Origin of the sequence: Leclercia sp. M-A074-M (assembly GCF_965195605.1) — a bacterium.
Taxonomy (GTDB): Bacteria; Pseudomonadota; Gammaproteobacteria; order Enterobacterales; family Enterobacteriaceae; genus Enterobacter.
On the sequence record NZ_CBDAHM010000001.1, the window covers coordinates 1 to 15,226 of the forward strand.

Genomic DNA, 15,226 nt, shown 5'->3' on the forward strand with positions numbered 1-15,226 from the left:
ACCCAGCATTACTGCGGCAATCAACCCGACCCCCGCCCCGTTCGAAACGCCCAGTAAGCCAGGCTCCGCCAGCGGATTATCAAACAGCGCCTGCATAATTGTCCCGCTTAGCGCCAGCGCAGCGCCCACCAGCACCACGGCCAGCGTGCGCGGCAGGCGGATTTGCCAGATAAAGAGCTCCCCCTGCGGCGTAAACCACGACTGCGGCCCGATCCATTGCTCGCCCGCACAGAGGCTCAGCCCTAGCGCAGTGATCAGCGCCAGCAGCAGTAAGAGCACTTTACGTAGATCGGAACGGTATTGCAGACGGGCAAATTCAGACATTGGAATCATTTTGCGGGAAAAAGATGTAGTTGATTTTACGGTGGGTTTACAGCAGCGCAAAGAAAAAAGGCCGCTTTCGCGGCCTTTTTAGTTAGATCATCTCACTCTGCTTTGGGTGAAGCGTTTTCGACACGGCTTTTTAACTTCTGGCCGGGTCTGAAGGTCACCACGCGGCGAGCCGTAATGGGAATATCCTCACCCGTCTTCGGGTTACGACCCGGACGTTGATTCTTGTCGCGCAAATCAAAGTTACCAAAGCCGGAGAGTTTCACCTGCTCACCGTTTTCCAGAGCGCGACGGATCTCTTCGAAAAACAGCTCAACCAGCTCTTTGGCATCCCGTTTGCTAAGCCCAAGCTTATCAAACAGATATTCGGACATTTCAGCTTTTGTAAGCGCCATAGGTTCAATCCCTCAATGATGCCTGGAATCGCTCTTTTAATGCCTCTACACATTTGGCAACGGTAGCGGCAATCTCCTCTTCTTCGAGTGTACGGCTGGTATCCTGAAGGATCAGGCTGATAGCCAGGCTCTTAAAGCCCTCTGCCACGCCCTTGCCGCGGTACACGTCAAATAAGTTTACGCCAACTACCTGATTTACGCCAACTTTCTTACATTCGGCCAAAATATCTGCGGCAGGCACATTTTCAGCCACGACAACGGCGATATCACGACGGTTTGCCGGGAAGCGAGAAATCTCCTGAGCCTGAGGAATGACGCGGTCTGCGACCTTGTTCCACTCCAGCTCAAACGCCAGTGTACGGCCATTGAGATCGAGTTTGCGTTCCAGTTCCGGATGTACAACACCAATGAAACCAACGCGTTCACCTTTCAGATAAATCGCGGCACTTTGCCCCGGATGCAGCGCAGGAATAGCTTCAGCACGGAACTCAATTTCAGACAATTTACCGGTAAGTTCCAGTACAGCTTCCAGATCGCCTTTCAGATCGTAATAATCAACGCTGTTTTTACTGAGATCCCAGTGCTCTTCATAGCGGTTGCCGCAGATAGCGCCCGCCAGCATCAGATCCTGACGGATACCCAGGTTCGCCTGAGTGTCCGGCACAAAGCGCAGACCGGTTTCGAAAATGCGTACGCGGCTCTGCTGACGGTTCTGGTTGTAGACGATGGTAGTCAGCAGGCCGGTCAGCAGCGACAGGCGCATCGCGGACATCTCGCTGGAGATTGGGCTTGGCAGGATCAACGCTTCCTGGCCCGGGTGGATCAGCTGCTGCACTTTAGGGTCAACGAAGCTGTAGGTGATCACTTCCTGGTAGCCTTTATCGTTCAGCATGGTCTTCACACGCTTCAGAGAGAGGTCAGCTTCACGGTGGGAGCCCATCACCAGGCCAGCCTGTACCGGCTCATCAGGAATATTGTTGTAGCCGTAAACGCGGGCCACCTCTTCCACCAGATCTTCTTCGATCTCCATATCGAAACGCCAGCTTGGCGCAACGGCTGTCCACTGGTCCTGGCCTTCGGTTACTTCACAGCCCAGACGACGCAGAATGTCGCTCACCTGCGCATCGGCAATGTGGTGGCCAATCAGGCGATCCAGTTTGCTGCGGCGCAGGGTGATGGTCGCAGGCTTCGGCAGATGCGCCTCGCTGGTCACGTCAATAACCGGACCGGCTTCGCCACCGCAGATGTCGATCAGCAGGCGGGTAGCGCGCTCCATCGCTTTGTACTGCAGCGCCGGATCGACGCCGCGCTCATAGCGGTGAGAAGCGTCGGTATGCAGGCCGTGACGACGTGCGCGACCGGTAATGGAGAGCGGGCTGAAGAAGGCGCATTCCAGCAGCACGTTCTGGGTTTCATCGTTCACGCCGGAGTGGTCGCCGCCAAAGATCCCGCCCATCGCCAGCGCCTGGCCATGGTCGGCAATCACCAGCGTGTCGGCATTGAGTTTGGCTTCGCTGCCGTCGAGCAGAACCAGGGTCTCGCCCTCTTTCGCCATACGAACCACAATGCCGCCTTCAATGCGATCTTTATCGAACGCGTGCATTGGCTGACCCAGCTCCAGCAGAACGTAGTTGGTCACATCTACCACGGCATCGATGGAGCGGATGCCGCAGCGGCGCAGCTTCTCTTTCATCCACAGCGGAGTAGGCGCCTTAACGTTAATGCCTTTAACCACACGGCCAAGGTAGCGCGGACAGGCCTCTGGTGCGTCAACCTGAATCGATACCGTATCGTTGATGGTGGCAGCAACCGGTGCAATCTCTGGCACGTTCAGTTCGGTCTGGTTCAGCACAGCGACGTCGCGCGCAACGCCGATAATGCCTAAGCAGTCGGCACGGTTCGGCGTCACGCTGATTTCGATGGTGTTGTCATCGAGCTTCAGGTATTCGCGCAGGTCGGTACCGATCGGGGCATCTGCTGGCAGCTCAATGATGCCAGAGTGGTCGTCAGAAATACCCAGCTCAGAGTAAGAGCACAGCATGCCTTCAGACGGCTCGCCGCGCAGTTTCGCCGCTTTAATTTTGAAATCGCCAGGCAGTACCGCCCCAACGGTGGCCACGGCTACCTTCAGGCCCTGACGGCAGTTTGGCGCGCCGCAGACGATATCCAGCAGGCGTTCGCCGCCCACGTTCACTTTGGTGACACGCAGTTTGTCTGCATTCGGGTGCTGGCCGCACTCCACCACTTCACCCACAACCACGCCATTAAACGCACCTGCAACCGGCTCAACGCCGTCCACTTCCAGGCCTGCCATGGTGATCTGGTTAGAGAGCGCCTCGCTGTCGAGCGCGGTGTTTACCCATTCGCGTAACCACAGTTCACTGAATTTCATTGTTCTGTCCTGCCCTTATTTAAACTGTTTGAGGAAACGCAAATCGTTTTCGAAGAAAGCGCGTAAGTCGGTCACGCCATAACGCAGCATGGTCAGGCGCTCCATCCCCATACCGAACGCAAAGCCGGAGTAAACTTCCGGATCGATGCCAACGTTACGCAGGACGTTCGGGTGCACCATGCCGCAGCCCAGCACTTCCAGCCATTTGCCGTTTTTACCCATCACGTCAACTTCGGCAGAAGGTTCAGTGAACGGGAAGTAGGAAGGACGGAAACGGATCTGCAGATCTTCTTCAAAGAAGTTGCTCAGGAAGTCGTGCAGAGTACCTTTCAGGTTGGTAAAGCTGATGTTTTTATCCACGATCAGCCCTTCCATCTGGTGGAACATCGGGGTGTGGGTCTGGTCGTAGTCGTTACGATAGACGCGGCCCGGCGCGATAATGCGGATTGGCGGCTGCTTCTCTTTCATGGTACGGATCTGTACGCCAGAGGTCTGGGTACGCAGCAGACGGGTAGCATCGAACCAGAAAGTGTCGTGGTCAGCACGTGCCGGGTGATGGCCTGGGATATTCAGGGCATCGAAGTTATGGTAATCGTCTTCGATTTCCGGGCCGGTCGCCACGGTAAAGCCGAGCTCACCGAAGAAACTTTCAATGCGGTCGATAGTCCGCGTGACCGGATGCAGACCACCGTTTTCAATACGACGACCCGGCAGGGAGACGTCGATGGTTTCTGCAGCCAGACGCGCATTCAGCGCAGCGCTTTCCAGCGCGTTTTTACGCTCGTTCAGCGCCTGCTGAACCTGCTCTTTGGCTTCGTTAATTACCGCACCTGCAGCCGGGCGCTCTTCTGGCGGCAATTCACGCAGGGTAGTCATTTGAAGGGTCAATTGCCCTTTCTTGCCCAGATATTCCACGCGGACATTGTCTAACGCGGCAACATCTGAGGCCTGGTTAATGGCGGCCGTTGCACTGGCAACCAGCTCTGCGAGATGTGACATGGTTTTCCTCGTTATGTAGCGATATTTACAAGCGGCAGATACGAAAAAAGCCTCCATCAGGAGGCTTTCTGGCGCTGTTTTCCGTTTCGTCTTTCACGCGCTAGCCTCCTGATGTCAGGTGCTAAAGTAAAAGAAGAAGCGGAAAATAGCAGCATTCATGCTTGCGTTACCTTGTGTGGTATGGGACCTGTCGCCCTATTGAAAAGGGTCGCCAGAAAATTGTCAATGTTTTGATGCTGTTGAAACGAAAAGAGGGAGCAGAGCTCCCCCTTTCAACTGGCTTATGCCAGAGCTGCTTTCGCTTTTTCGACCAGAGCGGTGAACGCTACTTTGTCGAATACTGCGATGTCAGCCAGGATCTTACGGTCGATTTCAACAGAGGCTTTTTTCAGGCCGTTGATGAATTTGCTGTAAGAAATACCGTTCTGACGTGCTGCTGCGTTGATACGCGCAATCCACAGTTGACGGAACTGACGCTTACGCTGACGACGGTCACGGTAAGCGTACTGACCAGCTTTGATAACAGCCTGGAAGGCAACGCGGTATACGCGTGAACGCGCACCGTAGTAGCCTTTAGCTTGTTTCAAAATTTTCTTGTGACGTGCACGTGCAATTACACCACGTTTTACGCGAGCCATGTGTGCTCTCCTGTATCTATTCTAAGTTAAAAAAGTTAAACGTTAACGACTTATGCGTACGGCAGGCACGCGATTACCAGGCCCAGATCGCCTTTAGAAACCATGGCTTTTGGACGCAGGTGACGTTTACGCTTGGTAGCTTTCTTAGTCAGAATGTGACGCAGGTTAGCGTGCTTGTGCTTAAAACCACCTTTACCGGTTTTTTTGAAGCGCTTAGCAGCACCGCGTACGGTCTTAATTTTTGGCATTTTAATAACTTCCACTTCGCATTGTTAAATAAACGAAACGTAGGCGAACAAAACCTGCGAAGCCTGTCGGCTCCACAGGAATTGCTACTTGAAGGCCTTACTGTTTCTTCTTAGGAGCGAGCACCATGATCATCTGGCGGCCTTCGATCTTCGTAGGGAAGGATTCGACTACTGCCAGTTCACTCAGATCGTCACGGACGCGGTTAAGCACTTCCATACCGATCTGTTGGTGGGCCATCTCACGACCGCGGAAACGCAGCGTGATCTTGGCCTTATCGCCATCTTCCAGAAAGCGAATCAGGCTGCGGAGTTTTACCTGATAATCGCCATCGTCGGTACCAGGACGGAATTTAATTTCCTTAACCTGGATAACTTTTTGCTTCTTCTTCTGTTCCTTAGAAGACTTACTCTTTTCATAAAGGAACTTGCCGTAGTCCATGATACGACAAACTGGCGGTTCGGCGTTAGGGCTGATTTCAACTAAATCTACTCCAGCTTCTTCAGCCTTTTCGATTGCTTCTCTCAGACTCACAATCCCCAACTGCTCGCCTTCCAGACCTGTTAAGCGAACTTCCTGGGCGCGAATCTCGCCATTGATACGATTCGGACGTGCCGTTTGAACTCGTTTTCCGCCTTTAATACCTTATTCCTCCAGTTGTTGAAGACTGCGACTGCGAATCTCTTGTTGCAGCTTCTCAATCACTTCACTTACGTCCAGGCTGCCCAGGTCTTTACCACGGCGGGTGCGAACGGCAACTTTGCCTGCTTCCACCTCTTTATCACCACAGACCAACATATACGGGACACGACGTAAAGTGTGCTCGCGGATTTTAAAGCCAATCTTCTCATTTCTCAAGTCTGCTTTTACGCGAATGCCCGCATTTTGTAGTTTCTGCGTCAATTCTTTAACGTAATCAGCCTGAGAATCGGTAATGTTCATCACCACTACCTGCACCGGCGCAAGCCAGGTTGGGAAGAAGCCAGCGAACTCTTCGGTCAGGATGCCGATGAAGCGCTCCAGAGAACCGAGAATCGCACGGTGAATCATTACCGGAACCTGACGCTCGTTGTCTTCGCCAACGTAAGAGGCGCTTAAACGCTGCGGCAGGGAGAAGTCCAGCTGTACAGTACCGCATTGCCATGCACGATCGAGGCAGTCATACAGGGTAAATTCAATTTTCGGACCGTAAAATGCGCCTTCGCCCAGCTGGTATTCAAACGGGATACCGTTCTCTTCCAGCGCGACGGCCAGGTCCGCCTCAGCACGATCCCAGGTCTCGTCACTGCCGATACGTTTTTCAGGACGAGTTGAGAGTTTGACCACGATCTTCTCGAAGCCAAAGGTGCTGTACATATCGTAGACCATACGAATACAGGCGTTAACTTCATCACGCACCTGATCTTCAGTACAGAAGATATGCGCGTCATCCTGCGTAAAGCCACGAACACGCATCAGGCCATGCAGCGCGCCTGATGGCTCGTTACGGTGGCAGCTACCGAACTCCGCCATACGCAGCGGCAGGTCGCGGTAGGATTTCAGACCCTGGTTGAAGATCTGAACGTGACCCGGACAGTTCATCGGCTTAATGCAGTATTCACGGTTCTCAGAAGAGGTGGTGAACATTGCATCTTTGTAGTTGTCCCAGTGGCCGGTTTTTTCCCACAGCACACGGTCCATCATGAACGGGCCTTTCACTTCCTGATACTGGTACTCTTTCAGCTTGGAGCGTACGAACGTCTCCAGTTCGCGGAAGATAGTCCAGCCATCGTTATGCCAGAACACCATACCCGGCGCCTCTTCCTGCATGTGATACAGGTCGAGCTGTTTACCGATTTTACGGTGGTCACGCTTCGCCGCTTCTTCCAGACGCTGCAGGTACGCGTTCAGGGCTTTTTTGTCGGCCCAGGCGGTACCGTAAATGCGTTGCAGCATCTTATTGTTGCTGTCGCCACGCCAGTAAGCGCCTGCGGTCTTCATCAGCTTGAAGTGATGGCAGAAACGCATGTTCGGCACGTGCGGTCCACGGCACATGTCGACATATTCTTCATGATGATACAAGCCAGGCTTATCATCATGGGCAATGTTTTCATCAAGAATAGTGACTTTGTAGGTTTCACCACGCTTCACGAAGGTTTCACGCGCTTCGTGCCAGCTCACTTTCTTCTTAATGACGTCATAGTTGCTCTCAGCCAGCTCGTGCATACGCTTTTCGAGGGCTTCGATATCTTCCTGGGTCAGGGTGTGGTCAAGGTCAACGTCATAGTAGAAGCCGTTGTCGATAACCGGGCCGATAGCCATTTTGGTGTGAGGCCACAGCTGTTTGATCGCATGACCGAGCAGGTGTGCGCAGGAGTGACGAATGATCTCCAGACCTTCTTCGTCTTTCGCGGTGATGATCGACAGCTTCGCATCGTTTTCAATTAAATCGGAAGCATCAACCAGCTCACCATCTACGCGGCCAGCAATAGTGGCTTTCGCCAGTCCCGGGCCGATATCCAGCGCAACATCCATTGGGCTGACGGCGCGGTCAAAATGGCGTTGGCTACCATCAGGAAGAGTAATAACAGGCATTTTATATCCTTATTTGCAGTGATGCCCCACACATAAGAGCATATGCAAAGAAAATAATCTTTAATTTACAGTGGATTGCAAAACCATCTGACCAACAATCGTCAAATTGGCCCGCAACCATGCACAGGATCGAAATCAGATAAATGACAATTTACGATCAGCCCGAAGATGGTAACACTAACAAAAGGGTGAAAACACCCTTTACAGGCAGAATGAACGCGTTAGTACTTTTGCATGAGTTTGACGTGGAATTTCAGACAGCTGCTCGCAATAGCGGGCTGCTAAGCTATTCTTGAAAAGTTCCTTCAACATTCCATGGGGCAAATTATGAACGTATCCAGCAAAACAGTCGTTATCCTGAACATTCTTTCTGCCACCGCCTTACTCGTCATTCTGGCAGATAAGTTTCACTGGTTTTGACGCGTGTTGTTGCAGGCGCCTGAGGATGTAGCATCCCGGTGAAGCGCAATTATCTTTGTTCTTTGGTAAACTCCATGAATCAATGAACAAGGATGATCGGATGCCAACGAAACGCTTTACAAAAAAACACTGGAAGATGGTGATTGTGTTAATCGCCATCTGCGTTGCCATGCTGTTATTACGCTGGGCGGCAATGCTTTGGGGTTAATCGTCTCGCCTTCCCCTACGCCATAACGGTATTTCGCGTCTTGTAGGTAATAATGGCGCGAATATAAAATCGCGTTCTATATAACTTTACAAAAATGACAAAAATAAAAAAACCGGCACATCAAAATCCGGTTTTTTTAGTGGCAATAACAGCCCGTAAATGAATGGAGATAATCTGACAAATCGATCAGGACCATTCCCCGGCGACCAGTTTATGCACGTCGAATGCGTCATCCATGGACTGCCCGGTAGATTGCGAACCCGGGGCGATGTTTGATCCGGCTTCTACATCAGAGGCTTTGGTAATGCCGATTTGTGTAGAGGTGTCACTGGCAGAGTTATATACAGCGTCAGCGGCAAATGCGCCGAATGACAGTGCAGAAAGCACCAATGCTGCAGATGCAGTTGCGATTTTATTCATAATGTTTTTCTCTTACTGAATTAATACAGACCAACTTAAGGCAATATCTAGCCTGTGTTCATAGTTTAGATCTGGATCACACTTTTGCATAGTCAAAATATTTATCAATTCGTGTCAAATAAACTGAATAGTTAACGAAGCGAGGAATTATGGAGAGAATATGGAGATATCGGCTGCCGCTATATTCTAAAACAGTGTTTATTATTTATCAGCACAAAAATCAAAAACGGGCCAATATATTCTTGGCCCGCGATAATTACATTTTGTAGCCCAGAGAGACGGTGGTTCTGCGATCGGTGTGTTCCGGCGCAGACGCTGGCGGCTCGGAGTTCCAGGTCACATTGTATGCAACTTTCAGCCCGAAATGGGCGTTGATTGCCACGTTAAGCGCGGTTTCGGAGTTGACGGTGGTGTCGTCAGCGCCAAAGACAGAAACGCCCTGGCTGAATTTCGCGTTATCGGTCATCTGCCATGCATAGGTTCCGGACGCGTAGCCCAGCGGCTGAGTTTCCGTGTCGCCGTCAGTGTATTCGTCATAACGTACGCCCGGACCAAATTCAAAGCGGAAGCTGTGTACCGGACCGTTCAGGAACTGCCGACCGTAACCGGCGGTCGCAACGTCACGCTCACGATAGCCGTTATAGCGATCGGTTAACCAGCTTGCCTGGCCAAACAGATAGTCATAGTCGGTCACATTGAAACGGCTACGCCCACCTACCGCATATTTCTCGGAAGAACGCTCATCGTTAGAAGAGGTGTTACTTGCGTTACCCCACAGCGACCAGGCGGTAGTATTGCCGTACCAGGTCAGGGTGGTGTCTGCGGTCAGGGAGGAGCTTTTCGTATTGCCCGATTGCGCCAGATAACCTGCGTTAAGGTTGCCTTCGAAGGGTTTCTGTGCAGTGGAGGGATCATCCATGACAGTAAAAACGGAATCATCGGCTGCTGCATTCATTGACGCAAGCAGGCCTCCCGCTAACATCATCGCAGCGGGTACTGTCTTTAAGAGCTTCATTTATAAAGAGTCCGTACAACAAAAAAAGAGACCATTACGGTCCCGGAAACTTTCTTGCGGATCAATGCCATGGGATCCTTGGAAAGGTAACAAATTATAAAAAGGCTCAAATAACATAGCAATGATTTCTTGTTTCATTTTTGGAATAAGAACGATCTCAAAGCCCTCTAATATTTATAAAAAACAGTCACGTTACGTAAAGATATTTATATTAGAAATCATATTGTTATTTCTTTCGCTTCTGTGGGTTCGGTGCCAGGCTTAATGCAAACCTCACTTACAGGAGATAAGCATGGATCGTATTTTTACGTTGACGCTCTCCCCTTCCCTGGACAGCGCTACCCTGACGGCACAAATCTATCCTGAAGGTAAACTCCGCTGCAGCGTGCCGGTCTTTGAGCCCGGCGGCGGCGGCATTAACGTCGCCCGCGCTATTACGCACCTTGGCGGAAAAGCCACAGCCATCTTCCCCGCGGGCGGTGCGACGGGCGAACATCTCGTCTCACTCCTTGCCGACGAGCAGGTTGCCGTCGATACGGTTGAGGCCCGGGACTGGACCCGGCAAAACCTGCATGTTCACGTTGAATCCTCTAACGAGCAATACCGCTTTGTGATGCCTGGTGCGACATTAAGCGAAGATGAGTTTCGCCAGCTTGAAGAGAAAGTGCTGGCCATCGAAAGCGGCGCATTGCTGGTTATCAGCGGCAGTCTGCCACCGGGTGTGAAAACCGAAAAACTGACGCAGCTGATCCGCGCTGCCCAGCAGAACGGCATTCGCTGCATTGTCGACAGCTCCGGGGAGGCGCTCAGCGCCGCACTGACGCTTGGCAATATTGAGCTGGTAAAACCTAACCAGAAAGAGCTGAGCGCGCTGGTCAATCGTGACCTCAGCCAGCCAGACGATGTGCGTAAGGCCGCCGAGGAGTTAGTGAAAAGCGGCAAAGCGCGGCGGGTCGTCGTCTCCCTGGGACCGCAGGGGGCGCTGGCCGTTGATGAAACCGGCTCGGTACAAGTGGTACCGCCGCCGATGAAAAGCCAGAGCACCGTCGGCGCAGGTGACAGCATGGTCGGCGCCATGACCCTGAAACTGGCGCAGGGCGCATCCTTACGGGAGATGACCCAGTACGGGGTGGCAGCAGGCAGCGCGGCGACCATCAATCACGGCACCCGACTCTGCTCGCTGGAAGACACGCAAAAAATATTCAAGTATCTGGCAAATGCGTAATGACAGCCCTCCCGGTTAGCCGGCGAGGGCGACAAATAGCATGAATCGACTATGCTAAAAAATTTCGGGATAACAACGAGGTGAATGATGAGTAGTGGAGAGATCGCGCGCTACGTGGTAACCATTAAAGTGCATGAAGATACGCTGACCGAGCTCAACGAAATGAACAACAACCTCACCCGCGGAGGTTTTTTACTGACCATGACTGACGATGAGGGCACGCTGCATGAGCTGGGCACCCATACTTATGGTCTGGTTACCCCGCTGGGTGAAGACGAGGTGAAGGCGCTGGCGTCGGGGCTGGTTGAGAGCGCAACCGGGAAAGAGCCGCAGGTTGAAGTCACGCGCTGGGAAAACTGGCAAAAAGAGCAACAATAAATGCCCGAGGGCCAACCAAACGGCCCAACTGTGCGTTAGCTCGTATTTTTTTACCATAGTTTCACGCTAACTTTATGATCTGGCAGACAACATGGGAGAGCGATCATGTGGCAGGCTATCAGTCATCTTTTGAGTGAACAGTTGGGCGAAGGTGAAATTGAACTGCGTAATGAGCTGCCAGGAGGCGAAATCCACGCCGCGTGGCATCTGCGCTATGCAGGCCTCGATCTCTTCGTAAAATGTGACGAACGTGAACTGTTACCGATATTCACAGCAGAAGCCGATCAGCTGGAACTGCTCTCCCGCAGCAAAACCGTATCTGTTCCTACAGTCCGGGCCGTCGGTAGCGATCGTGACTACAGTTTCCTGGTGATGGACTATCTCCCTCCCCGCCCGCTCGACGCGCATAATGCCTTTATTCTGGGGCAGCAAATCGCCCGCCTGCATCAGTGGAGCGAGCAACCACAGTTTGGCCTCGATTTTGACAATGACCTCTCCACCACGCCACAACCCAACGCCTGGCAGCGACGCTGGTCAACCTTCTTTGCCGAACAGCGCATCGGCTGGCAGCTGGAGCTGGCAGCGGAAAAAGGGCTGGCGTTCGGCAATATTGACGCCATTGTCGATCATATTCAGCAGCGCCTGGCCTCGCACCAGCCGCAGCCTTCGCTGCTGCATGGCGATTTATGGTCGGACAACTGCGCGCTGGGGCCGAACGGCCCCTACATCTTCGACCCGGCCTGTTACTGGGGAGACAGAGAGTGCGATCTCGCCATGCTGCCGCTCCATCCTGAACAGCCGCCGCAAATTTACGACGGCTACCAGTCGATATCACCCCTGCCGGCAGATTTTCTGGAAAGGCAACCGGTGTATCAGCTCTATACGCTGATGAACCGCGCCATTCTGTTTGGTGGGGAGCATATGGTGAATGCGCAGCGAGCGCTGGAGCGGGTACTGGCGGCATAACGCGCAGGCTGCCGGGCTTCAGCGCCCGGCAGCGAACGCTTAGATCAGGCCGAGCAGCGAAAACAGGAAATACCCGGCGACGATCATCAGCACGGGCAGCACGTAGAGCGTGAATATTTGCAGGAAAATAGTGTTATTCGGTACCACAATACGTGATTCGATCTGCTCACGGGTCAAGCCCTCCTCCCCTCTCGCTTTCTCCAGAATCAGCTGCGCCTCCAAACCTTCGCGGATCATGCGCGTCTGGCGGCGCATCCGCGCTCCCGAGGCCTGCAGCGCGAGGGCAATAAAGATCAGGGCAAAAATAATCCAGAACGCGATGTTCATCCCCTGCCGAAAATCAGGCGTCGGCGAGTTGTACCAGAAAAAGTTCAGGAATGGGGTATTGAACCGCATCATCTCAATCATGACATGGGCAAAATCAAGCATCACGGCATTAATCCCGGCCTGCTTCTCGCTGTGGTCATAGATAAATTTCAGAACAGAAATAATGGTCGAGATAACTGATGGGATAAAAATCACCCATCCGGCGATCTGTTTCAGTATCGCAACGCGACCAGCTTGTTGATATGTCATGGGTTCCTCATTATGAAATTACATCCTTTGTGGCTAAGTTTACCTGCTGGATCTCATTTTCGCCCGCTCTTTACTGGCGATATGCTAAATTGCCAGGGTGAGGTAGCGCTTACCGCTGCTAAAACCAACGAAAGGAGAGGTTGCATGTCGACGCCACGTCAAATTGTTGCTGCCATTTTTGATATGGATGGATTACTGATTGATTCTGAGCCGCTGTGGGATCGGGCTGAACTGGATGTAATGGCGAGCCTGGGTGTGGATATCAGCCGCCGTCACGAGCTGCCGGATACCCTCGGCCTGCGCATCGATATGGTGGTTGATCTCTGGTACGCCCACCAGCCGTGGGTAGGTCCAGGCCGGGATGAAGTGACCGATCGCATTATCAACCGCGCCATTACGCTGGTGGAAGAGACCCGTCCCTTACTCAAAGGCGCGCGTGAGGCCGTATTACTCTGTAAAGAGCAGGGACTGAAGGTCGGTCTGGCCTCCGCCTCGCCGCTGCATATGCTGGAGAAGGTGCTGATCATGTTCGATCTGCGCGACAGCTTCGACGCGCTGGCCTCGGCAGAAAAGCTCCCGTACAGCAAGCCGCATCCGCAGGTCTATATGGATTGCGCTGCGAAACTGGGCGTCGACCCGACCGCCTGCGTGGCGCTGGAAGACTCGGTAAATGGCATGATTGCCAGTAAAGCGGCCCGGATGCGCTCAATTGTTGTTCCTGCGGAAGAGAACCAGCACGATGCGCGTTACGCACTGGCCGATGTCAAACTGACCTCCCTGCAGGCACTTACCGTGGCGCATCTGCGCGGGTAATGGTCACTGGCGGGCAGCACCCTGTTGCCCGCAAACATGACCGCCTTAAAAATTTTTGAAACACCATTTCATTTTAATTTGATCTTCCTGATAACTGATTCTATGCTTACCTCAGAACAACTATATCCCCCTACACACTGAGGTCTGTATGATACTGGATGCCTTTAATCTTTCAGGAAAAGTTGCCATCGTTACCGGCTGTGATACCGGCCTCGGCCAGGGCATGGCGCTGGGTCTGGCCCAGGCTGGATGCGATATTGTCAGCGTCAATCGCCGCGTTCCGGAAGAGACCGCCGCAGGCGTGAAGGCGCTGGGGCGCCGGTTTCTGGCTATTCAGGCCGACCTCAGCAAGCAGGATGCCATTGAAAGTCTGGTTGAACAGGCGGTGACCGGCATGGGGCGGGTCGATATCCTGGTGAATAACGCCGGAACCATTCGCCGGGAAGATGCGTTGACCTTCAGTGAGAAAGACTGGGATGAGGTGATGAACCTCAACCTGAAGTCGGTCTTTTTCCTCTCTCAGGCCGTGGCCCGCCAGTTTATTGCCCAGGGGCAAGGGGGCAAAATTATCAATATCGCTTCCATGCTCTCCTTCCAGGGGGGGATCCGCGTTCCCTCTTATACCGCGTCAAAAAGCGGCGTGCTGGGGCTCACCCGGCTGCTAGCCAACGAGTGGGCACAACATGGTATTAACGTAAATGCCATCGCCCCGGGGTACATGGCGACCAACAACACCCAGCAGCTACGCGACGACGAACAGCGCAGCAAAGAGATCCTCGACCGTATTCCGGCGGGTCGCTGGGGCAAGCCGGACGATCTCCAGGGTCCGGCGGTATTTCTGGCCTCTTCCGCCTCGGACTATGTGAACGGTTATACCCTTGCCGTCGATGGTGGCTGGCTGGCGCGTTAACAGCTTTGTGACAAAGAGTTACACCGTCACTACTTCCGTATACTGTATAAAATCCCTATACTGGATGCATCGACAGTTTAGTGGGTTTTATCATGACGGCGGAAGGTCATCTGCTTTTTTCTCTCGCCTGCGCAGTGTTTGCCAAGAACGCTGAGCTTACACCGGTGCTGGCGCAGGGTGACTGGTGGCATATTGTGCCATCGGCGGTTTTGACCTGCCTGTTACCGGATATCGATCATCCTAAGTCGCTGCTCGGGCAGCGGCTGAAGTGGATCTCCAAACCCATTGCCCGCGCCTGCGGCCATCGTGGGTTTACCCACAGCCTGCTGGCGGTGTTCGCCGCCCTGACCCTCTTCTATTTAAAAGTGCCCGACAGCTGGCTTATCCCCGCAGACGCCATTCAGGGAATGGTGCTGGGTTACCTGAGCCATATCCTGGCCGACATGCTCACCCCGGCAGGGGTTCCCCTCCTCTGGCCCTGCCGCTGGCGTTTTCGTTTGCCTATCCTCCGCCCGCAAAAAGGTAACCAGCTGGAGCGTGCGCTGTGCATGGCCCTGTTTGCCTGGGCCGTCTGGATGCCTCAGACGCTGCCTGAAAACGGTGCCGTGCGCTGGTCTTCGCACATGATCAATTCGCTGCAATTTCAGTTCAACCGCTTTATTCATCTGCAAAGTGAGCAGTAACTGGACAAACTTAACCGTTTTGGCATAACCCATTCCAT

Annotated in this window: 20 protein-coding genes and 1 other annotated feature; of the genes, 8 read left to right on the forward strand and 12 right to left on the reverse strand. The window is 53.2% G+C overall.

Annotated elements, in window-relative coordinates; translation table 11 throughout:
* From ACOKCT_RS00005 to thrS, 9 genes are all read right to left on the reverse strand, one after another.
* The coding region (locus tag ACOKCT_RS00005) for an iron chelate uptake ABC transporter family permease subunit (protein ID WP_420193026.1) at positions 1–324 on the reverse strand (324 nt) is incomplete at its 3' end.
* A 101-nt stretch (positions 325–425) separates the two neighbouring features.
* The gene (gene ihfA / locus ACOKCT_RS00010) at positions 426–725 is read right to left on the reverse strand and encodes an integration host factor subunit alpha (RefSeq protein WP_006820203.1); all 300 of its coding nucleotides are present in this window, start codon (positions 723–725) and stop codon (positions 426–428) included.
* Positions 726–729: 4 nt separating this feature from the next.
* Positions 730–3,117 (reverse strand): phenylalanine--tRNA ligase subunit beta, encoded by a 2,388-nt coding sequence (gene pheT, locus ACOKCT_RS00015; protein ID WP_159339074.1) that lies wholly within the window; start codon positions 3,115–3,117, stop codon positions 730–732.
* Positions 3,118–3,132: 15 nt separating this feature from the next.
* Positions 3,133–4,116 carry a phenylalanine--tRNA ligase subunit alpha gene (pheS, locus tag ACOKCT_RS00020; RefSeq protein WP_103179306.1) on the reverse strand — a complete coding sequence of 328 codons (984 nt, stop codon included), beginning with the start codon at positions 4,114–4,116 and terminating at the stop codon, positions 3,133–3,135.
* A 40-nt stretch (positions 4,117–4,156) separates the two neighbouring features.
* Positions 4,157–4,280 (reverse strand) — a sequence feature (Phe leader region).
* On the reverse strand, positions 4,231–4,275 hold the full coding sequence (gene pheM, locus ACOKCT_RS00025; RefSeq protein WP_001386830.1) for a pheST operon leader peptide PheM: 45 nt from the start codon (positions 4,273–4,275) through the stop codon (positions 4,231–4,233). It overlaps the preceding feature by 45 nt.
* 117 nt (positions 4,281–4,397) lie before the next feature.
* On the reverse strand, positions 4,398–4,754 hold the full coding sequence (gene rplT, locus ACOKCT_RS00030; protein ID WP_000124850.1) for a 50S ribosomal protein L20: 357 nt from the start codon (positions 4,752–4,754) through the stop codon (positions 4,398–4,400).
* A 50-nt stretch (positions 4,755–4,804) separates the two neighbouring features.
* A complete protein-coding gene (gene rpmI, locus ACOKCT_RS00035) occupies positions 4,805–5,002 on the reverse strand; it encodes a 50S ribosomal protein L35 (protein ID WP_001124225.1) in 198 nt (65 codons plus the stop codon).
* Between the two features lie 97 nt (positions 5,003–5,099).
* Positions 5,100–5,642 carry a translation initiation factor IF-3 gene (gene infC, locus ACOKCT_RS00040; RefSeq protein ID WP_023616141.1) on the reverse strand — a complete coding sequence of 181 codons (543 nt, stop codon included), beginning with the start codon at positions 5,640–5,642 and terminating at the stop codon, positions 5,100–5,102.
* Between the two features lie 3 nt (positions 5,643–5,645).
* The gene (gene thrS / locus ACOKCT_RS00045; protein WP_103179305.1) at positions 5,646–7,574 is read right to left on the reverse strand and encodes a threonine--tRNA ligase; all 1,929 of its coding nucleotides are present in this window, start codon (positions 7,572–7,574) and stop codon (positions 5,646–5,648) included.
* A 327-nt stretch (positions 7,575–7,901) separates the two neighbouring features.
* Between thrS and yncL the strand changes: the two genes are divergently transcribed.
* Positions 7,902–7,994, forward strand: a complete 93-nt coding sequence (gene yncL / locus ACOKCT_RS00050) for a stress response membrane protein YncL (protein WP_103179304.1) — start codon at positions 7,902–7,904, stop codon at positions 7,992–7,994.
* 100 nt (positions 7,995–8,094) lie between these two features.
* Complete coding sequence (gene yniD, locus ACOKCT_RS00055; RefSeq protein WP_103179303.1) at positions 8,095–8,202, forward strand: small membrane protein YniD; 108 nt, start codon at positions 8,095–8,097, stop codon at positions 8,200–8,202.
* 186 nt (positions 8,203–8,388) lie between these two features.
* On the opposite strand, the gene ACOKCT_RS00060 is transcribed toward yniD, so the two are convergent.
* Positions 8,389–8,622, reverse strand: coding sequence for a hypothetical protein (locus tag ACOKCT_RS00060; protein WP_156654356.1), 234 nt, complete (start codon positions 8,620–8,622; stop codon positions 8,389–8,391).
* Positions 8,623–8,878: 256 nt separating this feature from the next.
* Entirely contained in the window at positions 8,879–9,637 is a 759-nt protein-coding gene (locus tag ACOKCT_RS00065; protein WP_103179301.1) for a DUF481 domain-containing protein, read from the reverse strand.
* Positions 9,638–9,929: 292 nt separating this feature from the next.
* Here ACOKCT_RS00065 and pfkB point away from each other — a divergent pair, with 292 nt between their 5' ends.
* From pfkB to ACOKCT_RS00080, 3 genes are all read left to right on the forward strand, one after another.
* Positions 9,930–10,862, forward strand: a complete 933-nt coding sequence (gene pfkB / locus ACOKCT_RS00070) for a 6-phosphofructokinase II (RefSeq protein ID WP_103179300.1) — start codon at positions 9,930–9,932, stop codon at positions 10,860–10,862.
* Between the two features lie 87 nt (positions 10,863–10,949).
* Positions 10,950–11,240, forward strand: a complete 291-nt coding sequence (gene ghoS, locus ACOKCT_RS00075) for a type V toxin-antitoxin system endoribonuclease antitoxin GhoS (protein WP_103179299.1) — start codon at positions 10,950–10,952, stop codon at positions 11,238–11,240.
* Between the two features lie 105 nt (positions 11,241–11,345).
* Complete coding sequence (locus ACOKCT_RS00080; RefSeq protein ID WP_103179298.1) at positions 11,346–12,206, forward strand: fructosamine kinase family protein; 861 nt, start codon at positions 11,346–11,348, stop codon at positions 12,204–12,206.
* 39 nt (positions 12,207–12,245) lie between these two features.
* Here the strand turns inward: ACOKCT_RS00080 and ACOKCT_RS00085 are convergent, their stop codons facing one another.
* Positions 12,246–12,782 (reverse strand): YniB family protein, encoded by a 537-nt coding sequence (locus tag ACOKCT_RS00085; RefSeq protein ID WP_103179297.1) that lies wholly within the window; start codon positions 12,780–12,782, stop codon positions 12,246–12,248.
* 144 nt (positions 12,783–12,926) lie between these two features.
* On the opposite strand from ACOKCT_RS00085, the gene hxpB reads away from it, so the two are divergent.
* The 3 genes from hxpB (at position 12,927) to ACOKCT_RS00100 (ending at position 15,188) form a co-directional block, all read left to right on the forward strand.
* Positions 12,927–13,595 (forward strand): hexitol phosphatase HxpB, encoded by a 669-nt coding sequence (gene hxpB, locus ACOKCT_RS00090; RefSeq protein ID WP_103179296.1) that lies wholly within the window; start codon positions 12,927–12,929, stop codon positions 13,593–13,595.
* 148 nt (positions 13,596–13,743) lie between these two features.
* The gene (kduD, locus tag ACOKCT_RS00095; RefSeq protein WP_103823845.1) at positions 13,744–14,505 is read left to right on the forward strand and encodes a 2-dehydro-3-deoxy-D-gluconate 5-dehydrogenase KduD; all 762 of its coding nucleotides are present in this window, start codon (positions 13,744–13,746) and stop codon (positions 14,503–14,505) included.
* Positions 14,506–14,597: 92 nt separating this feature from the next.
* Positions 14,598–15,188, forward strand: coding sequence for a metal-dependent hydrolase (locus ACOKCT_RS00100; RefSeq protein ID WP_103179294.1), 591 nt, complete (start codon positions 14,598–14,600; stop codon positions 15,186–15,188).
* Positions 15,189–15,226 lie beyond the last annotated feature (38 nt).

Coding starts and splice junctions, on each gene's coding strand:
- ihfA (WP_006820203.1), bottom strand. CDS start 725: ATGGCGCTTACAAAAGCTGAAATGTCCGAATATCTGTTTGATAAGCTT.
- pheT (WP_159339074.1), bottom strand. CDS start 3,117: ATGAAATTCAGTGAACTGTGGTTACGCGAATGGGTAAACACCGCGCTC.
- pheS (WP_103179306.1), bottom strand. CDS start 4,116: ATGTCACATCTCGCAGAGCTGGTTGCCAGTGCAACGGCCGCCATTAAC.
- rplT (WP_000124850.1), bottom strand. CDS start 4,754: ATGGCTCGCGTAAAACGTGGTGTAATTGCACGTGCACGTCACAAGAAA.
- rpmI (WP_001124225.1), bottom strand. CDS start 5,002: ATGCCAAAAATTAAGACCGTACGCGGTGCTGCTAAGCGCTTCAAAAAA.
- thrS (WP_103179305.1), bottom strand. CDS start 7,574: ATGCCTGTTATTACTCTTCCTGATGGTAGCCAACGCCATTTTGACCGC.
- yncL (WP_103179304.1), top strand. CDS start 7,902: ATGAACGTATCCAGCAAAACAGTCGTTATCCTGAACATTCTTTCTGCC.
- yniD (WP_103179303.1), top strand. CDS start 8,095: ATGCCAACGAAACGCTTTACAAAAAAACACTGGAAGATGGTGATTGTG.
- ACOKCT_RS00060 (WP_156654356.1), bottom strand. CDS start 8,622: ATGAATAAAATCGCAACTGCATCTGCAGCATTGGTGCTTTCTGCACTG.
- ACOKCT_RS00065 (WP_103179301.1), bottom strand. CDS start 9,637: ATGAAGCTCTTAAAGACAGTACCCGCTGCGATGATGTTAGCGGGAGGC.
- pfkB (WP_103179300.1), top strand. CDS start 9,930: ATGGATCGTATTTTTACGTTGACGCTCTCCCCTTCCCTGGACAGCGCT.
- ghoS (WP_103179299.1), top strand. CDS start 10,950: ATGAGTAGTGGAGAGATCGCGCGCTACGTGGTAACCATTAAAGTGCAT.
- ACOKCT_RS00080 (WP_103179298.1), top strand. CDS start 11,346: ATGTGGCAGGCTATCAGTCATCTTTTGAGTGAACAGTTGGGCGAAGGT.
- ACOKCT_RS00085 (WP_103179297.1), bottom strand. CDS start 12,782: ATGACATATCAACAAGCTGGTCGCGTTGCGATACTGAAACAGATCGCC.
- hxpB (WP_103179296.1), top strand. CDS start 12,927: ATGTCGACGCCACGTCAAATTGTTGCTGCCATTTTTGATATGGATGGA.
- kduD (WP_103823845.1), top strand. CDS start 13,744: ATGATACTGGATGCCTTTAATCTTTCAGGAAAAGTTGCCATCGTTACC.
- ACOKCT_RS00100 (WP_103179294.1), top strand. CDS start 14,598: ATGACGGCGGAAGGTCATCTGCTTTTTTCTCTCGCCTGCGCAGTGTTT.